The sequence below is a fragment of the Roseateles toxinivorans genome (assembly GCF_004362525.1).
GTDB lineage: Bacteria > Pseudomonadota > Gammaproteobacteria > Burkholderiales > Burkholderiaceae_C > Paucibacter > Paucibacter toxinivorans.
Genome location: NZ_SNXS01000002.1, coordinates 113,769 through 135,234 on the forward strand (window position 1 = coordinate 113,769; position 21,466 = coordinate 135,234).

Sequence of the window (21,466 nt, forward strand, 5' to 3'; positions counted from 1 at the left end):
CGCAACCGTGACGGGTCCAAGGCCAGACAAGGGAGGCATGCCCATGGGATTAGCTGACTCGATGCCGATGCGCAGGGACCCGCGGGCCCTGGCCGCGCGCTACGCCCAGGTACGTGCAGCCACGCTGGCCCTGGCCGCGCCGCTGTCGGCCGAGGACCAGTGCGTGCAGTCCATGCCCGACGCCAGCCCTGTCAAATGGCATCTGGCCCACACCAGCTGGTTCTTCGAGACCGTGGTGCTGCGCCCGCATCTGCCCGGCTACGAGGTCTTCGACCCGGCCTTTGCCCAGCTCTTCAACTCCTACTACGTCAGCCTCGGGCCGCGCCATCCGCGCCCCCAGCGCGGCCTGCTGACCCGGCCCTCGCTGCAACAGGTGCTGGACTATCGCGCCCATGTGGATGCCGGCATCGCCGCTCTGCTGCGCCAGGGCGGCGGCGAGGCGCTGCCGTTGCTGGAGCTGGGCCTGCACCACGAACAGCAGCACCAGGAACTGCTGCTCACCGACGTCAAGCATTTGTTTTCGCTGAATCCCTTGCTGCCGGCCTGGGGCGACGCGGGCCCGCATCCGGCTGCCGACGCGGCGAGGTCCGGCGGCTGGTCCACCTTCACCAGCCAGGAGGCCTTGATCGGCCATGCCGGCGAAGGCTTCGCGTTCGACAACGAGACGCCCCGCCACCCGGTGCGGCTGCAGCCCTTTGCGCTGGCCGACGACCTAGTGAGCTGCGGCGAGTACCTGGCCTTCATCAATGACGGCGGCTACCGGCGCCCCGAGCTGTGGCTCAGCGATGGCTGGTCCACCGTGATGGCCCAGGACTGGCAGGCGCCGCTGTACTGGAACCTGGCCGATGCGCAGCAGCCGCGCCTGTTCACGCTGGCCGGCGAGCAGGCGCTGGACCCGGCCGCGCCGGTCTGCCACCTGAGTTTTTACGAAGCCGCTGCCTACGCCGAATGGGCCGGCCACCGACTGCCGACCGAGTTCGAGTGGGAGGCGGCGGTGAGCCGCAGCAGCGAGCTGCGGCAGGGGTTCGGCGCCGTCTGGCAATGGACCCGCTCCTCCTACGACCCCTACCCCGGCTTCAGGACCTGGACCGGCGCGATCAGCGAATACAACGGCAAGTTCATGGTCGGCCAGCTGGTGCTGCGCGGTGGCAGCTGCGCCACGCCGGAGGGTCACAGCCGCGCCAGCTACCGCAACTTCTTCCCGCCGGCGGCGCGCTGGCAGTTTGCAGGCATACGGCTTGCCCGGGATCTCTGATATGCATCCTCATCTGATCCAGCTCACCGACGACGTGCCGGTGGCCGCCGTCGACTTCGCCCGCGACCTGATCGCCGGCCTGCATGAGCAGCCGCGCCAGGTCTCGCCCAAGTACTTCTATGACAGCGCCGGCTCGGCGCTGTTCGAGCGCATCTGCGAGCTGCCCGAGTACTACCCGACGCGCACCGAGATGGGCCTTCTGCAAAGCCGCGCGCACGAGATGGCCGAATGCATAGGAGCGCGGGCCGACATCGTCGAGTTCGGCGCTGGCGCCAGCCGCAAGATCCGCCTGTTGCTGAACCATTTGCAGGCGCCACAGCGCTTTTTACCGGTGGACATCTCAGGCGAGCACTTGCATGAGGCAGCCGGCGGTCTGCGGCGCGACTACCCGGGCCTGCGCGTCGAGCCCATTGCTGCCGACTTCACCCAGGGCCTGAACCTGCCGCCCGCGCTGGGCCGGCGCATCGGCTTCTTCCCCGGCTCGTCGATAGGCAATTTCGAGCCCGAGGCGGCCCGCAATCTGTTGCGCCGCATGGCCGGCTGGCTGGAAGGCGGTGGCCTGCTGATCGGCGTCGATCTGGTCAAGCACCCGGACGAGCTGCATGCCGCCTACAACGACGCCCAAGGCGTGACGGCCGCCTTCAATAAGAACCTGCTGGCCCGCGCCAACCGTGAGCTGGGCGCCGACTTCGAGCTGTCAGCCTTCGACCACTACGCCTTCTACCAACCCCAGCTGCAGCGCATCGAGATGCATTTGCTCAGCCGGGCGCGGCAGACCGTGCGCTTCTGCGGCCAACGCTTCGAGTTCGGGCAGGGCCAGTCGCTGCACACCGAGAACTCCTACAAATACACGCTGGAGAGCTTTGAGGCGCTGGCCCGCAGCGCAGGCTTTGAGCCAGCGGCGGTGTGGACCGATGAGGAGCAGCGCTTCGCGGTGCACTGGCTGGTGTTGCCTTGAGCCTTTCGGAGGCTCTCAACACGTCCCACATGAGCTTTGAAGCGCATTGCAAGCCAGCGTCGCCGTCACCCCAAATGCGGCGCTTGGCCCTGCGGGCCAAGTCCCCTGTGCTGCTCCCAGCCTGAGGCTACGCGCCTAACTCGCCCTCCCACCCCCTGCGGGGCCGGCATCTGCCGTTGGCAGCTGCCTGTGGTCGGTGCTCGGACAAAGACGCTCGGCCCATCGCCCGGAGCGATGGGCAACCTCAGGCAGCTGCGCTGCTCGGCGCCGCATAAGGGGTGTCGTCGCCACCGGCTCGCAATGCAGGCACCGCCGGTGGCACACCACTCGTGCTACGCCACCCTGCATCCGCGCAGGCGCAGCTCCGCCAGCCGACGGGCGCCTGTGCGGGGCTGAAGCGCGCAGCGGCTTGGGCCAGCGCGCTTTGCGCGCGGATCAAAAACTGACTGGGCGCGTTTGTCCGAGCTTAGTGAGCGAAGCGAACGGGGGCGAGTTACGCGACCGGCCCAAGGCGAGAGCACTGGAAGGGAGTCGGGCGGGCCGCAGGCCGGCTCGACCTCCGTACTGAAGCCCGGCGGCTGGCGGGGCTGGGCCTGCGTAGCCACAAGCCGTGATCAAGCGAAATCCTCAAGCCCTTCCCTGAGGCCCGAAGCACCCGTGCTCCACATCCATCAAGGCCAATGCAAACCATGGCCGCCCCGGGCCGGCGGCATACAGCCGCTCGTCGCCTGTGCTGCGCCGGCGCACAGTGACCAGCGCGTCGTCATTGCCCAGCATGCGGCTCAGATCGGAGCCGGTTTCTTCCCTGATCTCGAAATCGTTGGCATCGAAGCCGCTGGCGCGCAGGCTGTCGCAAAACCTCAGACTGACGGGTGAGACATGACGGTGCTGCATGGCGGGATCTCCTTGACGGCTGGGAGCGATTGTTGAGAAAGCACCCTGATCCCGCCATTCCCTCTGAAAGGGGTGATGCCCCCTCTTTCGGGGGACATGCGGCACAGCCGGCCATCCGTCATTCGCATCTATGAACTAGCATGTGGGACTGCTGCCGCACCCGATCAACCCCGCGCTTACCCTGCCCCTCCTGCCGTGTTCATCCAAATCCTCGCCGCCCTGGGCCTTGCCATCTGCCTGCTGCTGGGCATACGCATGTGCCTCAGCGCGCCACGCCAGCGCCGGCTTGATGCCGTGCTGCGGCGCTGGGGCTATGGCCTGAAGGCGCGGGCCCTGGGGCTGTACCACTGGCGAGCCACGCGGCGCCAGGCGGCCCGCGAGGCCGAGGCGGCGATCGAGCGGGCGCGCAAGAAGGGCCAGTGGGAGGGCAACGTCTACCGCCCCGAGTCCTTCGACAAGAAGCCGCGAAAACCCCACTGAGCCCGGACACAAGGCCCGGAAGGGGCTTGTGCCTGGCGAAGGCCAAATGGCGATACAAGCCATTTGGCTGACGCGGGTTACAAAAAGCCTTGCACCGCCCGCGCCAGCAGCGCAAAGTAACCGGCGATCTCCTCCTCGCGCACCGCGCCGTAGCCCAGTAGCAGGCCCTTGGCCGGCGCCGGGGAGCGCATGTAGTACATCGATAGCGGCCGCGTCGCCACGCCGGCGCGCAGCACCTTCTGCACCACCGCACGGTCATCCAGCGCCTGGGGCAGGCCCAGCACCAGATGCAGGCCGGCGTCACCACCTATCACCGGCAGTTGGCTGCCGAACTGCTGGGCTATGGCCGCGATCAGCGCGTCGTGCCGGGCGCCATAGACCGCCCGCATGCGGCGGATATGCGTCGCGTAATGGCCCTCGGCCAGAAAGCGCGCCAGCACGGCCTGCTGCAGGGTCTGGCCCTCGCGGAACAGCTCGTTGAGGGCGCGGGCAAAACTGTCCACCAGCTCGGGCGGCAGCACCAGGTAGGCCAGGCGCAGCGCCGGGAACAGGGTCTTGGAGAAGGTGCCCAGATAGATCACACGGCCCTTGTCGTCCAGCCCCTGCAAGGCCGGCAGCGGCCGGGCGCCGTAGCGGAATTCGCTGTCGTAGTCGTCCTCGACCACCCAGGCGCCCTGCGCCGCCGCGTACTCCAGCAGCTGGCGGCGCCGGCCATGGCTCATCAGCGCGCCGGTCGGGTACTGGTGCGAGGGCGAGACGAACATGGCCCGAGGCGGCGCGCGAAGCTGCGCGGCGCTGGGCGCCAGGCCCTCGGCATCCACCGCCACCGGCTCCAGCTTCAGGCCCAGCGCGCGGAACACGCTGCGCGCGCCCCAGTAGCCGGGGTCTTCGAGCCAGACGGTGTCGCCCGGATCGGCCAGCAGCTGGGCCACCAGCTGCAGCGACTGCTGCGTGCCGCTGGTCACCACCACCTGCTCGGGCGTGCAGACCACGCCCCGCGTGCCCTGCAGATAGGTGGCGATGGCCTCGCGCAGGCCGGCGTCGCCATGGCCGGTGGCATAGCTCATCTGCTGCGGCGTGGCGGCGCGCCAGACCTGCGCCTGCAGCCGGTTCCAGACCTGGGACGGGAACATCCGCACCTCAGGCACGCCCGGCGCGAACGCGCCCCATTGCAGCGGCGCCGCCCCGGCCTGCTCGACCAGCTGGCTGCCGCGGCTGGACAGCGCCGCCCGGCGGGCGGGCTGCAGCGGCTGCGCCGCCAGGCCGGCAAAGCCGGCCAATCGCGGCCCGACGGCGGCCACAAAGGTGCCGCGTCCGACGCCGGCCTGCACATAGCCCTCCAGCGCCAGCTGTTCATAGACGTGGACGACGGTGTTGCGCGCAATGCCCAGCGCCTGGGCCATGGCCCGCGACGGCGGCAGCTTCAGCCCGGCCGGCAGCACCGCCGTGCGTATGCCCGATTGCAGGATGCGGTAGAGCTGGCGGTGGTCGGGATCGCCACTTGCCGGGTCGAACTGACGCAGCACGAAGTCGGGCAGAGCACCGGCCTGGGCAGGGAGTTGAGCGGCCATTTGGTTCTAACAATTCATCGATATTGGTTCCAATAATGGAGCCAATACGATTCTAGACTGCGGCTCGCGTCACGCTTTTCAGGGACCCCATGAATACGACCACCAGCCACACCAACAACGCCACCATCGATGCCCGCCGCATCGCCGCCACTCCGCGCGGTGTGGGCATAGGCTTCCCCATCTACGCCCAGCGCGCGCTGAACGCCGAGATCTGGGATGTCGAGGGCCGGCGCTATATCGACTTCGGCTCGGGCATCGCCGTGCTCAACACCGGCCACCGCCATCCGCGCATCGTGCAGGCGATACAGGCGCAGCTGGAGTGCTTCACCCACACGGCCTACCAGGTCGTGCCCTACGAGAGCGTGGTCCGGCTGGCCGAGCGGCTGAATGCGCTGACACCCGGCACGCATGCGAAGAAGACGGCCTTCTTCACGACCGGTGTCGAGGCGGTCGAAAACGCGATCAAGATCGCCCGCGCCCACACCCGCCGCCCCGGCGTGATCGCGCTCAGCGGCGCCTTCCATGGCCGCACCTATATGGGCATGGCGCTGACCGGCAAGGTGGCACCCTACAAGCAGGGCTTCGGCCCGTTCCCGGGCAGCATCTTCCATGTGCCGGCACCGGCCGCCCTGCATGGCGTGTCGGTCGATGACTCGCTGCGCGCGATCCAGCAGCTGTTCAAGTGCGATATCGAACCGACCCAGGTGGCGGCCATCATCGTCGAGCCGATCCAGGGCGAGGGCGGCTTTTACGTGATGCCGACCGAGTTTCTGCGCGCGCTGCGCCAGCTCTGTGACCAGCATGGCATCGTGCTGATCGCCGACGAGATCCAGACCGGCTTCGGGCGCACCGGCCGCCTGTTCGCGATGGAGCACCACGGCGTGCTGCCCGACCTGATGACGATGGCCAAGAGCCTGGCCGGCGGCGTGCCGCTATCGGCCGTCTGCGGCCGCGCCGAGATCATGGACGCCCCCGCGCCCGGCGGCCTGGGCGGCACCTATGCCGGCCATGCGCTGGCCATCGCCTCGGCCCATGCGGTGCTCGATGTGATCGAGGACGAACAGCTCTGCGCCCGCGCCGAACGCCTGGGCCAGACCTTGAAGACCCGGCTCAACGCGCTGCGCGCCACGGTGCCGCAGATCGCCGACGTGCGCGGCCTCGGCGCCATGGTGGCAATGGAATTCGCCCAGGCCGATGGCACGCCCGACACCGAATTCACCAAGCAGGTGATACATCGCGCGCAGGCCGCCGGGCTCTTGCTGCTGAGCTGCGGCGTCTACGGCAACGTGATCCGTTTCCTGTTCCCGCTGACGATAGAAGACGCCGTGCTGGACGAAGGTCTGGCCATCCTCGCCCGCGCCCTGCAAGCCTGATCCGAAAGAACCCCATGCTGAACCTCAAAGACCCTTCCCTGCTGCGTCAACAGGCCTTCATCGCAGGCGTTTGGACCGATGCCGATGACGGCAAGACCCTGGACGTCACCAACCCCGCCACGGGCGAGACACTCGGCACGGTACCGCTGTGCTCCGCCGCCGAGACCGAGCGCGCCATAGCCGCCGCCGACGTCGCGCAGCGCGCCTGGGCGAAGGTGCCGGCCAAGGAGCGCGGCGCCGTGCTGCGCAAGCTGTTCGATCTGATGCTGGCCAATGCCGACGACCTGGCGCTGATCTTGACCTCGGAGCAGGGCAAGCCGCTGGCCGAGGCCCGGGGCGAGATCATCTACGCCGCCTCCTTCATCGAATGGTTTGCCGAGGAGGCGCGCCGCATCTATGGCGACGTGATCCCGGCACCACAGGGCGACCGCCGCATCCTGGCGATCAAGCAGCCGGTGGGCACGACCGCGGCGATCACGCCATGGAATTTCCCGACCGCGATGCTGACGCGCAAGGCCGGTCCGGCGCTGGCCGCCGGCTGCTCCATGGTCGTCAAACCGGCCTCGCAGACGCCCTACTCCGCCCTGGCCTTTGCCGTGCTGGCCGAGCGCGCTGGCGTGCCCAAGGGCCTGCTGTCGGTGCTGACCGGCTCGGCCAGCCAGATCGGCGGCGAGATGACGCGCAACCCGCTGGTGCGCAAGCTGACCTTCACCGGCTCGACCGAGGTCGGCCGCACGCTGATGCGCCAGTCCGCCGACACGATCAAGAAGCTGTCGCTGGAGCTGGGTGGCAATGCGCCCTTCATCGTCTTCGACGACGCAGATCTGGACGCCGCCGTCGAGGGCGCGATGATCTCCAAGTTCCGCAACACCGGTCAGACCTGCGTCTGCGCCAATCGCCTGTATGTGCAGCGCGGCGTGCTGAAGGCCTTCAGCGACAAGCTGGTGGCCCGCGTCAAGGCGCTGAAGGTCGGCAACGGCCTTGACGCGGGCATCACCCAGGGCCCGCTGATCGATGCCAAGGCGGTGGCCAAGATCGAGGAGCACATTGCCGACGCCCGCGCCAAGGGCGGCGAGGTGCTGACCGGCGGCAAGCCGCACGCGCTGGGCGGCCTGTTCTTCGAGCCGACGGTCGTCAGCGGCGCGACGAGCGAGATGCTGGTCGCCGTTGAAGAGACCTTCGGCCCGCTGGCGCCGCTGTTCCCCTTCGACACCGAGGCCGAGGTCATCGCGCTGGCCAACGACACCGAGTTCGGCCTGGCCGCCTACTTCTACAGCCGCGACCTGGGCCGGGCGATGCGCGTGTCCGAGCAGTTGGAGGCCGGCATGGTGGGCGTCAACACCGGCCTGATCTCCACTGCAGAGGCACCGTTCGGCGGCGTCAAGCAGTCGGGCCTGGGGCGCGAGGGTTCGAAGTACGGGCTGGAGGAGTTCCTTGAGGTGAAGTACGTCTGCCTGGCGGGCCTGGCTGAGTGAGCAGGCGGCCGCGCTAGGGTTCTCCCCTGCGCGGCGGCCGCGGAGCGCGGGCTAGCATGGCCCGACAGCCTCCTGGAGTACGCCTTGAAGCAACTCGCCGGCCTCGACGCCTCGTTCCTGTTCCTCGAAACCGCCGAGATGCCCATGCATGTGGGCGCGCTGCACATCTTCGAGCTGCCGGCCAGCTACCGCGGCAACTATGTCTGTGACCTGCGCGCGCACATGGCCAGCCGCCTCCCGTTTGCCCCGGCGCTGCGCCGCAAGCTGGCGCTGATGCCGATGAACCTGGCCAGCCCGGCCTGGGTCGACGCGACGCCGGATCTGGACCAGCACATCGTCGCCATCAAGCTGCCCAGGGGCAGCGGCCAGGCCGAGCTGGAGCAGCAGGTCGGCCTGCTGCATCCGGTGCTGCTGGACCGCAGCCGGCCGCTGTGGAAGTTTCATGTCTTCGAGGGCCTGGCCGTTGGTCCCGGCGGCACCAAGCGCTACGGCCTCTACACGCAGCTCCACCATGCGGCCGTCGATGGCCAGGCGGCCGTGGCGCTGGCCCATGCCATCCTCGACCTGAGCCCGGAGCCCCGTGCACTGCCCGACATGCCGACACGCCCGGCCCGCGCCGTGCCCGGCACCACCCAGCTGCTGCGCCGCGCACTGGCCGGCCAGTGGCAGCAGACCTTGAACATCGCCAAGGCCCTGCCCGGCGCCGTCAGCACGCTGGCGCAGATGGCCGCGCAGTCGGCCGGCGGCGCGGCCGGCGGGGTCATGTCTGACGTGATGGCGCGAGTCAAGGGACAGGCCGCGTCTGGCAGCAAGGGCGTCAGCAATCTGAGCCTGGCGCCGCGAACGCGACTGAACGCCACGCTGTCGGCGGAGCGGGTGTTCTGCGGTGTCAGTCTGCCGCTGGCCGAGCTGAATGCGGTGCGCCGCCGCCACGGCGCCAGCCTCAACGACGCGGTGCTGATGATTTGCAGCGGCGCGCTGCGGCGCTACTTCGCCAAGCATGGGCCGCTGCCGCGCAAATCGCTGATCGCGGCGGTGCCGGTGTCCACCCGCGCCAAGGGCGACACCACGGCCAACAACCAGGCCTCAATGACGGTGTTCAGCCTGGGCACGCACCTCGCCGACCCGGCCAAGCGACTGGCCCATGTGCTGGCCGCCAGCGCGGCGATGAAGAGCAATCTGGACCATGTCAAGGGGCTGATGCCGACCGACTTCCCGTCGCTGGGCGTGCCCTGGCTGATGGAGGGTGCAGCGGCGCTGTACAAGCGTGCCGGTGTGGCCGAGAAGATTCCGCCGATTGCCAATGTGGCGATCTCCAATGTGCCCGGCCCGACCGTGCCGCTGTACATGGCCGGCGCCAGGATGCTGAAGAACTACCCGACCTCGATCGTCGTCCATGGCATGGCCTTGAACATCACCGTGCAGACGTACAACGACGCGCTGGACATGGGCCTGATCGCCTGCGCCCAGGCCATGCCCGAGGTGGCCGAGCTTGGCGAGCATGTGCAGGCGGCATTTGCCGAGTTTGCGGCGCTGCCCGCACCTGCTGCCGAAGCAGCGCCAGCAGCCAAGAAGACGCCGAGGAAAGCTGTCACCCCGGCGACAAAACGTCCTAGGGCAAGCGCTCCAACCCAGAAGCGAGCCAGCCGATAAGATCAGCCGATGCCTGCAAGCAAGCGCAAGCCTCCTCAACCCCAAGCCCACCCGTCGCCGTCGTTCGCCGAGCTGCGCGCGCCCGGCGCCATGCTGCTGATGTTGGAGGGCCGCGCGCCCTGGGAATATGCGGCCCTGCTCGCCGCCATGCCCTGGCTCAGGCGGCTGCCGCGCGGCGATGGCCACCCGGTGCTGGTGTTCCCGGGCCTGGGCGCCAATGACCTGACGACAGCGCCGCTGCGCAGCTTTCTGGACAGCCTCGGCTATGTCTCACAGCCCTGGAGTCAGGGCTTCAACTTCGGCCCGCGCAAGGGCGTGCTGGAGCGGGGCCAGGCCGACCTGCGTGCGCTGTACCGCGAGTATGGCCAGAAGGTCAGCCTGATCGGCTGGAGCCTGGGCGGCCTCTATGCCCGCGAGCTGGCCAAGGAATTGCCCGAGCAGGTGCGCTGCGTGATCACGCTGGGCACGCCCTTCACCGGCCACCCGCGAGCCACCAATGCCTGGCGCTTCTTCGAGCTGGTCAGCGGTCATTCGTCCAACGACCCGGCGATGATGGAAGAGCTGCGCAAGCCGCCGCCGGTGCCCACCACCTCGATCTTCTCGCGCAGCGATGGCATCGTCGCTTGGCGCTGCAGCGTCAACGAGCCGGCGGCGCACACCGAGAACATCGAGGTGCAGGCCAGCCATGTCGGCCTGGGCCTGAACCCGGTCGCGCTGTACGCCATCGCCGACCGATTGGCGCAGGACCCGGAGCAGTGGCGGCACTTTGAGCCTACCGGCGCCCGGCGCTGGTTCTTCCGCACCCACCCAAGCTCCACGACGACCAGAACCTGAATGCAGATACGCGCCAACGGCATCAACCTCGAAGTCGAATCATTCGGCCCTGCCTCCGGCGAACCGCTGCTGCTGATCATGGGCCTGGGCATGCAGCTGCTGGCCTGGCATGAGGACTTTGTGCAAGACCTGGTGGCCACCGGCTTTCGCGTCATCCGCTTCGACAACCGCGACGTAGGCCTGAGCCAGTCCTTCGACGCCGAGGGCCTGCCCCATATCGGCCTGGAGTCGGTCAAGTACCTGCTGCACATGGCGGTGAAGTCGCCCTATTCGCTCGCGGACATGGCGCTGGACTGCGTCGGCCTGCTCGACGCGCTGGGCCTGGCCAGCGCGCACGTCTGTGGCGCCTCGATGGGCGGCATGATTGCCCAGCAGCTGGCCGCCCGCCACCCCGAGCGGGTGAAGAGCCTGACGCTGATGATGACCACCAGCGGCGCCCGCGCCCTGCCCGGCCCGTCGATGAGAGTGCGCGGCGCGCTGATGGCCAGGCCGCCGTCCAACGACCATGCCGCCGTGGTCGCCAGCTATGTGAGGCTGTACCAGCTGATCGGCAGCCCCGCCTACCCCAACGACCCCGAGGTCCTGCGCCAGCGCATAGACCGCATCGTGCGGCGCAGCCACCGGCCCCAGGGCACGATGCGCCAGTTGATGGCCATCGCAGCAGACGGCGACCGCTCCGCCCTGCTGGCCCGAATCCAGGCCCCGACGCAGATCATCCACGGCCAGGCCGACCCGCTGGTGCCGGTGGCCGCCGGCCACGACCTGGCGCGCAAGATCGCCGGCTCCAGGCTGGACCTGATCGACGGCATGGGGCATGACCTGCCCCCGGCGCTGTGGCCGCGCTTCATTGCCAATATCCGCACTGCGGCGGCACGGGCTGCGAGCTAGCAAAGCCCCACAAGCCGCGTAACGCGCTGCAGGCTCCTACACTCCACGGTTCTGGAGACCTCGGGGTTCCCGCCGGGAAGCCGAGGCCGCCTCACCGCACCGGAGTAGCACCATGGCCCGCAAGACCCCCATCGAACGCTATCGCAATATCGGCATCTCCGCGCATATCGATGCCGGCAAGACGACGACGACCGAGCGCATCCTGTTCTACACCGGGGTCAATCACAAAATTGGCGAGGTGCATGACGGCGCTGCGACGATGGACTGGATGGAGCAGGAGCAGGAGCGGGGCATCACCATCACCTCGGCCGCCACCACCTGCTTCTGGAAGGGCATGGACCTGAGCCTGCCCGAGCACCGCATCAACATCATCGACACCCCCGGCCATGTGGACTTCACGATCGAGGTCGAGCGCTCGATGCGCGTGCTCGACGGCGCGGTGATGGTCTATGACTCGGTGGGCGGCGTGCAGCCGCAGAGCGAGACCGTCTGGCGCCAGGCCAACAAGTACAAGGTGCCGCGGCTGGCCTTCGTCAACAAGATGGACCGCGTCGGCGCCGACTTCTTCCGCGTGCGCCAGATGATGGTGGACCGGCTGCGCGCCAATCCGGTGCCCATCGTCGTGCCCATAGGCGCCGAGGAGAACTTCAAGGGCGTCGTCGACCTCTTGAAGATGAAGGCCATCTTCTGGGACGAGGCCTCGCAGGGCATGAAGTTCAGCTACGAAGCGATTCCGGCCGAGCTGCTGGAGACGTGCAAGAGCTGGCGCGAGAAGATGGTCGAGGCCGCGGCCGAGGCCAGCGAGGAGCTGATGAACCGCTACCTCGAGGCAGGCGAACTGAGCGAGCAGGACATCAAGCTCGGCATACGCACGCGCACCCTGGCCGGCGAGATCCAGCCCATGCTGTGCGGCTCGGCCTTCAAGAACAAGGGCGTGCAGCGCATGCTCGACGCGGTGATCGACTTCATGCCCTCGCCGATCGACATCCCGCCGGTGCCCGGCACCGATGACGATGACAAGGAGACCTCGCGCCGCCCGGCCGACGACGAAAAGTTCGCCGCCCTGGCCTTCAAGCTGATGACCGACCCCTATGTCGGCCAGCTGACCTTTGTGCGCGTCTATTCCGGCATCCTGAAGTCGGGTGACTCGGTCTACAACCCGATCCGCGGCAAGAAAGAGCGCATCGGCCGCATCCTGCAGATGCATGCCAACCAGCGCGAGGAGATCAAGGAAATCCTGGCCGGCGACATTGCCGCCTGCGTCGGGCTCAAGGACGTGACCACCGGCGAAACGCTGTGCGACCCGGAATCCATCATCACCCTGGAGAAGATGGTCTTCCCCGAGCCGGTGATCTCGCAGGCCGTCGAGCCCAAGACCAAGGCCGACCAGGAGAAGATGGGCATCGCCCTGGGCCGCCTGGCCCAGGAGGATCCGTCCTTCCGCGTGCGCACCGATGAAGAATCGGGCCAGACCATCATCTCGGGCATGGGCGAGCTGCACCTGGAAATCATCGTTGACCGGATGAAGCGCGAGTTCAGCGTCGAGGCCAATGTCGGCAAGCCGCAGGTGGCCTACCGCGAAACCATCCGCAAGTCGGTCACTGACGTCGAAGGCAAGTTCGTGCGCCAGTCGGGCGGCAAGGGCCAGTACGGCCACGTCGTGCTGACCGTCGAGCCGCAGGAGCCGGGCAAGGGCTTCGAGTTCGTTGACGCGATCAAGGGCGGCGTGGTGCCGCGCGAGTTCATCCCCGCCGTCAAGAAGGGCGTGGAAGACTCGCTGCCCAACGGCGTGCTGGCCGGCTTCCCGGTAGTGGACGTCAAGGTAACCCTGACCTTCGGCTCGTACCACGAGGTTGACTCGAACGAAAACGCGTTCAAGATGGCCGCCAGCCTGGGCTTCAAGGACGGCTGCCGCAAGGCTTCGCCGGTGATACTGGAGCCGATGATGGCCGTGGAAGTCGAGACGCCCGAGGACTATGCCGGCAACGTGATGGGTGATCTGTCCAGCCGTCGCGGCATGGTGCAGGGCATGGACGATATGGTCGGCGGCGGCAAGGTCATCAAGGCCGAGGTGCCGCTGAGCGAGATGTTCGGCTACTCGACGACCTTGCGCAGCATGAGCCAGGGCCGCGCCACCTACACGATGGAGTTCAAGCACTACAGCGAGGCGCCGAAGAACGTGGCTGACGCGATCATCACCTCGCGAGGCAAATGACCCTCACTCCAGGGGTTCTGAGATCGATGTTGCGTTGATATATTGGCAATAGCGCGGACTTTTCCGCGCCTTACGACGCGTGTGAGCAGCTAGATTCAGCGACTGACACCGTTGTCATCGACAACACCAATAGCAACCATCTCGAGGGCCGAGGGCGCCACGGGTCGCAAGACCGGTGGTGTGGCGCCTTCGTCCCGTCATGACCGATCTGCTGACTTCATTGCTGCAACGTTTGCGCGTCTGGGTACTGGCCGAGCCGGGCGACGGCTGGCCCTCGGGCGGCGCCTTGCGCGCACCCTGGCGGGCCAGCCGTTCCTGGGACCGGCCGCGCGGCCGGCCGGGCAGCGAGGCCACCTCTACCGCCGACATCCAGCTGAGCGCGCTGCGGGTGATGCTGCTGGCCAGCGTGGTGCTGGCCGGCGTGGTGGGCCTGCACAGCGCGGTGATGGCCTTGCTGCGCGGCAAGCCCTGGGCGGTGGTGATCGTGGTGGTGGTGCTGAGCCTGCTCGGGGCCGCGATCCGGCAGGCCCGGCGCAACAGCCAGGGCGGCGCCATCCTGCTGCTCTGCGCCGTCTACGCCGCGGCGCTGGCCATCACCATCTCGACCGGCCAGCAACCCGAGCTGTCGCGGCTGGGCTATGTGCTCAGCTACACCACGCCGCTGGTGGCCGGCCTGCTGATCAACTGGCGCCTGGCGCTGGCCCTGATGGCGCTCAACTCGCTGCTCTTTGTGCTGGCGGTGACTGGCTACCAGGCGCCGCAGCTGCCGCAGCAGGACGTGCGCCTGCCGCAGTCGCTGTTCTATGTGCATGCGGCGCTGTTCATGTTCTTCAATCTGTGCCTGCCGCTGGCGGTGTTCCGCCTGGTCGACGGCATGGGCAAGATCCAGCATCGCTTGCGCAGTTCGCGCGAGCTCAGCGAGCAGGTGTTCCAGGCCGGCAGCGCGCCGACCCTGGTGTGCGGCCCGGCCAACGAGGTGCTGCGCGCCAACAAGCCCTTCCTGCTGCTGTGCGGGCTGGACGACGAGCAGGCGCTGCACGGCCTGCCACTGGCCGAGTTGCTGAGCGCCCCCGATGGCGAACCCCGAGCCTGGCGGCCCGAGGCCGGCCTGCGCTGGTGCCTGCGGGCAAGCGCCGGCCCGCGCGAGGTCGAGCTGCGCTCGGCCCATAGCATCGGTCGGCGCCTGCGGGCCTATGGTTTCGACGACGTGACCGAGCTGCGCCGGATGCAGGCCCATCTGGCCGAATCGGTGCTGCGTGAGGCCCGGGCCACCTGGCACGACCCGCTGACCGGGCTGCCCAACCGCGGCCGCTGCATCCAGCAGCTCGATGCTCTGTGCGCGCAAGGCGTCGCCGGGCCGGCCGTCGCGCTGCTGACCCTGCGCATCAGCAATCTGCGCCAGCTCAACGCCCGCTACGGGGTCAGTGCCTGCGATGAACTGCTCCAGGCCTTTGTGCGCGATCTGCTGGCCGGCCTGCCCGCCGGCACCGAGGTGGCGCGGGTGCGAGGGTCGGTGATCGCGCTGCAGATCCGGGCCTGCGAGGACGGGGACGAGATGCTGGTGCAGATGCGGCGCCTCTGCGCGTCACTTCCGACTCAGGCGATGGCCGCGGCGCAGCCGGTCGTGCTGGACCTGGTGTTCGGCCTGGTCGCGGTGCGTGAGCTGCTGACCCGGCAGCCCGGGCAGATCGACGGCGCAGAGCTGCTGCGCTGCTGTGAACTCGCGCTGGACATGGGCCAAGACCCGCGCTGGCGGCAGGAGTTCAACGGCTTCGGCGTGTTCGATGCCACCACCGCCCGCGCCGTCGAGCGTGGCATGGCGATCGAGGCCGAGCTGCCACAAGCACTCAGCCAGGGACAGTTGCACCTGCTTTACCAGCCCAAGCTGCGGCCGGACGGCAGCCTGCTGGGTTTCGAGGCCCTGGTGCGCTGGACCAGCCCGGCCCTGGGCGCGGTCTCTCCGGTCGAGTTCATTCCGGTGGCCGAAGCCTGCGGCCTGGTGGGTGGCATCACCGACTGGGTCGTCGAGGCCGCCTGTGCCCAGCTGGGCCGCTGGCGGGCCGGGGCCAGCGCGGCCGCACCGTACCATGTGGCCGTCAACCTGTCGGCCCACGATCTGGAGCGTGGCGACTTGTTCGACATGCTGACCGGCGCGCTGGCCCGCCACGGCGTGACGGCCTCCCAGCTGGAGCTGGAGGTGACCGAGTCGGCACTGACCCGGCAGCCGGCGCGGGCCTTGCAGCAGTTGCAGCGTCTGCACGAGGCCGGCTTCACGATCGCCATCGATGACTTCGGCACCGGCTATTCCTCGCTGGCCAAGCTGGTCGATCTGCCGATAGACGTGCTGAAAATCGACCGCTCCTTCCTGCGCCAGCTGCCCGGCGATCTGCGGCGCGAGCGGGTTGTGCGCTCGGTCGTGTCGCTGGCGCACAGCCTGAACCTGCGGGTGGTGGCCGAAGGCGTCGAGTCCGACCGGCAGCTGGCCTTTCTGCAAGCGCTGGGCGTTCATGGCCTGCAGGGCTATCTGTTCGGCCGGCCCGAGCTGCCCGGGCATTGGCAGGAGCTGATGTGCCAGGGCCGCATGCCAGGCCCCGCCGCCACCGAAACGGCGCTCGTCACTCCGCCGTGATCTTGCGGTCCCGCACCAGCTTGCCCCAGATCCTGCTCTCGCTATCGATATAGCTGGCCAGCTCTTCGCGGGTACCGGGCGCGGGGGTCAGGCCATGCTTGAGCAGCTCGTCGCGCACCTGGGGCGTGGTCAGCACCCTGACCAGCTCCTTGTTCCAGCGCTCCAGGACTGCCACCGGCGTCTTGCCCGGCGCGACGAAGGCGTACCAGTTGCTGGCGTTGAAGCCCGGATAGCCCGATTCGGCAATCGTCGGCACGTTGGGCATGTAAGCCGGGCGCGTCGGGCCGGTGGTGGCGATCGGGATCAACTTGCCGGCCTCGATATGCGGCAGGGCCGTCGGTGGCGCAGCGTAGTAGGCGGCCACGCGACCGCCCAGCAGATCCTGCAGGGCCGGGGCACCGCCCTTGTAAGGAATATGCACGGTGTCGATGCCCGCGCGCTGGTTCAGCAATTCGCCGGCCAGGTGCGAGGCCGAGCCCGCGCCGGTGGAGGCAAAGTCCAGCGTGCCGGGTTTGGCCTTGGCCTTCGCGATGAAGTCGGCAAAGGTCTTGATGCCGGTGCCCGGATGCACGACCAGCACATTGGGAAAGCTCACGCCCATGGTCAGCGGCGCAAGGTCCTTCTGCGGGTCGTAGCCGACCTTCATCATGTGCGGCGCAATCGTCAGCGGGCCGATCGAGCCAAGCAGGATGACCGAGCCATCGGCCGGCGCTGCGGCCAGGTACTGATGGGCGATATTGCCGCCGGCCCCGGCGCGGTTCTCCACCACCACAGTCTGGCCGAGATTGTCCTGCAGCTTCTTGGCGATGATGCGTGCGGCCGCGTCGGTGGCGCCGCCGGCTGCAAAGCCGACCACCACGGTCAGTGTCTTCTTCGGCAGTTCCTGGGCCTGCGCATGGGCGCCGACCAGCAGCGCAAGGGTGGTCAGCCAGAGGGCTCTTCTTTGCATGGAATGTCTCCTGTTGGATTCAGTCTTCGGTGAGGTGCAGGCGGCTCGGCTGGCGCTTCTCGATCGCCCACTTCAGCAGCGCCGCGCTGCGGTAGATGCCATGGGCAAACTTGCCATAGGGCAGGGTGGCGAACAAGGCCATCACCGCGCCCAGGTGCAGGCACAGCATCAGGCCGAGCGCCGAGGTCTGGCGCAGCAGCATCAGCGCAAGGCCGCTGGCGGCGGTGAGCAGCAGCAGCGCGATGAAGCCGCGGTCCATGGGCCGCTGCGCCAGGTCTTGCTGCAGCGGGTGGCGACGCAGGTTCAGCCAGAACAGCCCTAGGGTGCCGGCCACCAGCGCCAGCCCGCCGCTGATGCCCAGCAGCTTGGGCAGGCTCAGGTAGCCATAGGGCGCCTGCCAGCCGAGCAAATAGTGATACAGCGTGGCCACGCTGGTGGCAGCAAAGCAGAGCATGAAGCCGTAGAAGGTCAGGTGGTGGAAGCGCCGGCGCAAGAGGCTGAAGGCGTCGTCCTCGTTGTTGCAGCCCTCGCCGTGGCCGCCGCCGAGGTATTTGAGGCGCAGCACGTCGTGGGTGGCCTCGCCGGCGGCGGCGCCCGACAGCGGGCCTGGAGACTCGGACCTCCAGAACTGGCGCACTCCGATGGCAAGCGCCAGCGCAGCGAACAGGAAGATCGGCGCGAACAGGCCGACCATCAGGTTATGCGGAAAGATCGCGTAGAAGCTGCCCGGCCCGGGCGCCTGCCACAGCCCGCCCTGCAGCAGGGCGGCCAAGGCCAGGAACAGGCTCAGCGCGGCGGCCAGGGCCAAGGTCAGGGTCAGGCCTTGCCGCTGGTAGAGCTTGCCCAGCGCCGGCGGCCAGGCGAACTCGGTATAGGTCTGCAGCCGCACCTTGGCCATCGCCTGCGGCACATTGACCGCGAACTCATGCGGCGGCGCGTACTGGCAGGCATGCAGGCAGGCGCCGCAGTTGTGGCAAAGATTGGCCAGCAGGTGGATATCGGTCTTGGCGAACTCGAGCCTACGCGTCATCGCCGGAAACACGGCGCAAAAGCCTTCGCAGTAGCGGCAGGCATTGCAGATCTGCATCTGGCGGCCGACCTCGGCCTCGTCGGTCGTCAAGGCGCGTATCGGTATCACGCGGCCCTGGCCCAGCGCAGCGGCCTCGCGGGTCAGTGCCTCAAGCTGCTGCATGGCTGTGTTCCTTGATCGCGGCAAGCGCCGCCTGAGTGCCGGCGATGCGGCCGAAGGCCGTGCCTATCGACATGCCCACGCCGGCCGTGTAACCCTTGCCCAGCACATTGCCGGCCATCATCTCGCCTGCCACGAACAGGTTGTCGCTGGCACGGCCGCCGAAGTGCGCCGCGGCGCGCGCATCGACCTTCAGACCGAGATAGGTGAAGGTCACGCCGGGGCGCAGCGCATAGCCGTAGAACGGTGGCGTATCAAGTGGGCGGGCCCAGTGCGTCTTGGCCGGTGCCAGGCCCTCGGTGTGGCAGTCATCCAGGGCAGTGTGGTCGAAGCTGCCGACGCGGCAGGCGGCGTTGTAGCGCTCCAGCGTCTGCACAAAGGTGTTCGGCTCCAGGCCAAGCATGACGGCGAGCTCATGCAGCGAATCCGCCTGCGTGCCCGGGAACACCGGCGGCATGAAGCGGCCCACCGCCTTGGCGTCGATGATGGACCAGGCCACCTGGCCCGGCTGCTGGGCCACCAGCCGGCCCCAGATCGCGTAGCGCTTGGGCCAGAAGTCCTCGCCCTCGTCGTAGAAGCGCTGGGCCTCGCGGTTCACCACCACGCCCAGCGACACGCAGTCGATGCGGGTGCAGATGCCGCCGTCGTACAGCGGCGCACGAGCGTCGATGGCCACCATATGCGCCTGCGTGGCGTCGCCGATCATGTCGGCGCCCGCGCCCTGCATGAAGCGCAACAGCGTGCCGGTGTTGAAGCGGGTGCCACGTATCAGGAAGTTGTCGGCCGGGTGCTCGCCGCGCTCATTCACGCCCCAGGCTTCACGCAACCATTCGCGGTTGGACTCGAAGCCACCGGCGGCCAGCACGCAGCTGCGGGCTTCAATCCGTTCGCTGCCGACCCAGGCCGCGACGAAGCGGCCCTCGTCCAGCTCCAGGCTATCGACCGGCGCCTCGTAGCGCACCTGCACGCCCAGCCGCTCGGCACTGCGATAGTACGCATTGACCAGGGCCTTGCCGCCCCCCATGAAGAAGGCGTTGGTGCGCGCGGTATGCAGCGCCCCGGACAGCGAGGGTTGGAAGTGGACGCCATGGCTGCGCATCCAGGGCCGGCAGGTCGAGGACTCGCGTATCACCAGCCGCGCCAGCGCCTCGTTGGTAGCGCCGCCGGTGACCTTCAGCAGATCCTGCCAATACTCCTCTTCGGTGTAGGCCTCGACCAGCACGTCCTGCGGCGCGTCATGCATGCAGCGCAGATTGCGTGTGTGTTGCGAGTTGCCGCCGCGCCAGGCCTGGGGCGAGGCCTCCAGCAGCAGCACGCTGGCGCCGGCCTCGCGTGCCATCAGCGCGGCGCACAGCGCCGCATTGCCACCACCAATCACCAGCACGTCGATCACGCTTCACCTCCATCGAAGTGAGAGCGATCCTAGGCTTCAAGTCGTGCCGCCGCCAGCAGGCGACCGGCATGGGGGTTTCAGGATTCGTGAAGGCTGGCCCCGGCCCAGCGCCCCTGCTCCACCAGCTGGCGCGCCACATCGGCCATCACAACGCGAGCCGCCAGCGCGGCCGGCGACAGCTCGTCGTCCGACAGGCTGACCAGCAGATTGGGCCGGCGCGCATGAGCGTCGCTGACCGGAATCAGGGCCAAATCCTCGCGGCGCAGGCGCGACACCGCGGCGCCGGGCTGGATGGTGGCGCCCAAGCCTGCGGCCACTGCGTCCATCAGCAGGGCCAGGCCGTCGATCTCGATCACCACCCTGGGCACGCACTTGGCGCGCACGAAGGCCGCATCGACGACACTGCGCAAATTGTGCGGCGCGCTCGGCAGCACCAGGGGCAGCTCGGTCAGGCTGGCCAGACGGGCGCTGCGGCCACCGGGCAGGCCGGCCAGCGAACGCTCGCCGATCACAAACAGCCGCTCCTCGAGCAGCGGCTGCACGCTCCAACGCCGCGCGGCATCGACCTGGAACAGCACGGCCAGGTCCAGCTGTCGTGCATTGAGCATCTGGGCCAGATGGCCCGACAGGCTCTCGACCAGGTGCAGCCTTACCTCGGGATAGCGCTCGCGCATCGCCCGCATCAGCGGCAGGCCCAGCACGCTGGCCGTGCTGGGCGGCAGGCCGACGCTGACATGGCCCGACAGCCGCGCCGTCTGCGCTGCCAGCACGGCATCGTCGGCATGGCGCAGCGCCAGTTGGGCCTGGCGCCAGAAGGCCAGGCCGGCATCGGTGGGTCGCACGCCGGTGGACACCCGCTGCAGCAGCCGCGTGCTCAGCTCGCCCTCGAGCTTGCTGACCTGCTGGCTCAGCGCCGAGGTCACCACGCCCAGCGAGGCCGCCGCCTGGCTGAAGCTGCCCAGCTCGACGACCCGGACGAAATATCGCAGCTGTCGGAGTTCCATGCCTGCAAGGGTAAGCGATGGGAGGCACCGGTGGCACACTCGGCCGCCATGCTGCCCATCCTCTATTCGTTCCGCCGCTGCCCCTACGCCATGCGCGCCCGCCTGGCCCTGCGGGTGGCCGGCATCGCGCTGGAGATACGCGAGGTGGTGCTGAAGAACAAGCCGGCGGCGCTGCTGGCCGCTTCGCCCAAGGCCACCGTGCCGGTGCTGGTGCTGCCGGACGGTCGGGTGATGGCCGAAAGCCTGGACATCATGGTCTGGGCGCTGACCGAACACGATCCCGAGGGCTGGCTCGCTCGGGCTGAAGCGGCGCAGCCGCTGATCGCCATCAACGACGGTCCGTTCAAGGCCGCGCTGGACGGCTACAAGTATCCCGAGCGCCATCCGCAGATGACACGAGATCAGCATCGCGCGCAGGCTGTGGCGCTGCAGCTCCAGCCGCTGGAGGCGTTGCTGGCCCCCGGGCCCTGGCTGCTGGGGCCCTCGCCCTCGCTGGCCGATATGGCCCTGTTCCCCTTTGTGCGCCAGTTCGCCCAAGTTGATAGGGCCTGGTGGGCCGAGGCCGGTCTGCCGCGGCTCGACGCCTGGTTGCAGCGGCTGGCGGGCTCGCCGCTGTTCGAATCGGTGATGCACAGGCTGCCGCCTTGGCAACAGGGAGATGCCCCACACCGCCTCTGACCGGGGTCATGTCTTGTCTTGTGGCCCA

Annotated in this window: 17 protein-coding genes; 11 read left to right on the forward strand and 6 right to left on the reverse strand. The window is 68.4% G+C overall.

The window, feature by feature from the left end; all coding sequences use genetic code 11:
* Positions 1-37: 37 nt before the first annotated feature.
* Together egtB and egtD are read left to right on the forward strand one after the other, a co-directional pair.
* Complete coding sequence (egtB, locus tag DES47_RS06175; RefSeq protein WP_425057412.1) at positions 38-1,255, forward strand: ergothioneine biosynthesis protein EgtB; 1,218 nt, start codon at positions 38-40, stop codon at positions 1,253-1,255.
* A gap of 1 nt (position 1,256) precedes the next feature.
* A complete protein-coding gene (gene egtD, locus DES47_RS06180) occupies positions 1,257-2,213 on the forward strand; it encodes an L-histidine N(alpha)-methyltransferase (protein ID WP_133699817.1) in 957 nt (318 codons plus the stop codon).
* A 627-nt stretch (positions 2,214-2,840) separates the two neighbouring features.
* Here egtD and DES47_RS06185 read toward each other — a convergent pair.
* A complete protein-coding gene (locus tag DES47_RS06185) occupies positions 2,841-3,107 on the reverse strand; it encodes a hypothetical protein (protein ID WP_133699818.1) in 267 nt (88 codons plus the stop codon).
* Positions 3,108-3,302: 195 nt separating this feature from the next.
* Between DES47_RS06185 and DES47_RS06190 the strand changes: the two genes are divergently transcribed.
* Positions 3,303-3,587 carry a hypothetical protein gene (locus DES47_RS06190; RefSeq protein ID WP_133699819.1) on the forward strand — a complete coding sequence of 95 codons (285 nt, stop codon included), beginning with the start codon at positions 3,303-3,305 and terminating at the stop codon, positions 3,585-3,587.
* 77 nt (positions 3,588-3,664) lie between these two features.
* On the opposite strand, the gene pdxR is transcribed toward DES47_RS06190, so the two are convergent.
* Complete coding sequence (gene pdxR, locus DES47_RS06195) at positions 3,665-5,158, reverse strand: MocR-like pyridoxine biosynthesis transcription factor PdxR (RefSeq protein WP_133699820.1); 1,494 nt, start codon at positions 5,156-5,158, stop codon at positions 3,665-3,667.
* A gap of 89 nt (positions 5,159-5,247) precedes the next feature.
* Between pdxR and gabT the strand changes: the two genes are divergently transcribed.
* From gabT to DES47_RS06230, 7 genes are all read left to right on the forward strand, one after another.
* Positions 5,248-6,531 (forward strand): 4-aminobutyrate--2-oxoglutarate transaminase, encoded by a 1,284-nt coding sequence (gene gabT / locus DES47_RS06200; RefSeq protein WP_133699821.1) that lies wholly within the window; start codon positions 5,248-5,250, stop codon positions 6,529-6,531.
* A gap of 14 nt (positions 6,532-6,545) precedes the next feature.
* Positions 6,546-8,006 (forward strand): NAD-dependent succinate-semialdehyde dehydrogenase, encoded by a 1,461-nt coding sequence (locus DES47_RS06205; RefSeq protein WP_133699822.1) that lies wholly within the window; start codon positions 6,546-6,548, stop codon positions 8,004-8,006.
* Between the two features lie 84 nt (positions 8,007-8,090).
* A complete protein-coding gene (locus tag DES47_RS06210) occupies positions 8,091-9,659 on the forward strand; it encodes a wax ester/triacylglycerol synthase family O-acyltransferase (RefSeq protein WP_133699823.1) in 1,569 nt (522 codons plus the stop codon).
* 9 nt (positions 9,660-9,668) lie between these two features.
* A complete protein-coding gene (locus DES47_RS06215) occupies positions 9,669-10,493 on the forward strand; it encodes an alpha/beta fold hydrolase (RefSeq protein WP_166651878.1) in 825 nt (274 codons plus the stop codon).
* On the forward strand, positions 10,494-11,381 hold the full coding sequence (locus tag DES47_RS06220) for an alpha/beta fold hydrolase (protein WP_133699824.1): 888 nt from the start codon (positions 10,494-10,496) through the stop codon (positions 11,379-11,381).
* Positions 11,382-11,493: 112 nt separating this feature from the next.
* Positions 11,494-13,596 carry an elongation factor G gene (gene fusA, locus DES47_RS06225; RefSeq protein ID WP_133699825.1) on the forward strand — a complete coding sequence of 701 codons (2,103 nt, stop codon included), beginning with the start codon at positions 11,494-11,496 and terminating at the stop codon, positions 13,594-13,596.
* A 199-nt stretch (positions 13,597-13,795) separates the two neighbouring features.
* Positions 13,796-16,225, forward strand: a complete 2,430-nt coding sequence (locus DES47_RS06230) for a putative bifunctional diguanylate cyclase/phosphodiesterase (RefSeq protein ID WP_133699826.1) — start codon at positions 13,796-13,798, stop codon at positions 16,223-16,225.
* On the opposite strand, the gene DES47_RS06235 is transcribed toward DES47_RS06230, so the two are convergent.
* The 4 genes from DES47_RS06235 to DES47_RS06250 form a co-directional block, all read right to left on the reverse strand.
* A complete protein-coding gene (locus DES47_RS06235; protein ID WP_133699827.1) occupies positions 16,212-17,174 on the reverse strand; it encodes a Bug family tripartite tricarboxylate transporter substrate binding protein in 963 nt (320 codons plus the stop codon). The genes DES47_RS06230 and DES47_RS06235 overlap by 14 nt on opposite strands.
* 19 nt (positions 17,175-17,193) lie before the next feature.
* Positions 17,194-18,366 (reverse strand): tricarballylate utilization 4Fe-4S protein TcuB, encoded by a 1,173-nt coding sequence (gene tcuB / locus DES47_RS06240; RefSeq protein ID WP_133699828.1) that lies wholly within the window; start codon positions 18,364-18,366, stop codon positions 17,194-17,196.
* Positions 18,353-19,756 (reverse strand): FAD-dependent tricarballylate dehydrogenase TcuA, encoded by a 1,404-nt coding sequence (gene tcuA, locus DES47_RS06245; RefSeq protein ID WP_133699829.1) that lies wholly within the window; start codon positions 19,754-19,756, stop codon positions 18,353-18,355. The genes tcuB and tcuA overlap by 14 nt, the downstream gene beginning before the upstream one ends.
* Positions 19,757-19,833: 77 nt before the next feature.
* Positions 19,834-20,760: a LysR family transcriptional regulator gene (locus tag DES47_RS06250; RefSeq protein WP_133699830.1), complete on the reverse strand. Its 927-nt coding sequence runs from the start codon at positions 20,758-20,760 to the stop codon at positions 19,834-19,836.
* Between the two features lie 30 nt (positions 20,761-20,790).
* Here DES47_RS06250 and DES47_RS06255 point away from each other — a divergent pair, with 30 nt between their 5' ends.
* Positions 20,791-21,438: a glutathione S-transferase gene (locus DES47_RS06255; protein ID WP_341800590.1), complete on the forward strand. Its 648-nt coding sequence runs from the start codon at positions 20,791-20,793 to the stop codon at positions 21,436-21,438.
* Positions 21,439-21,466: the final 28 nt, after the last annotated feature.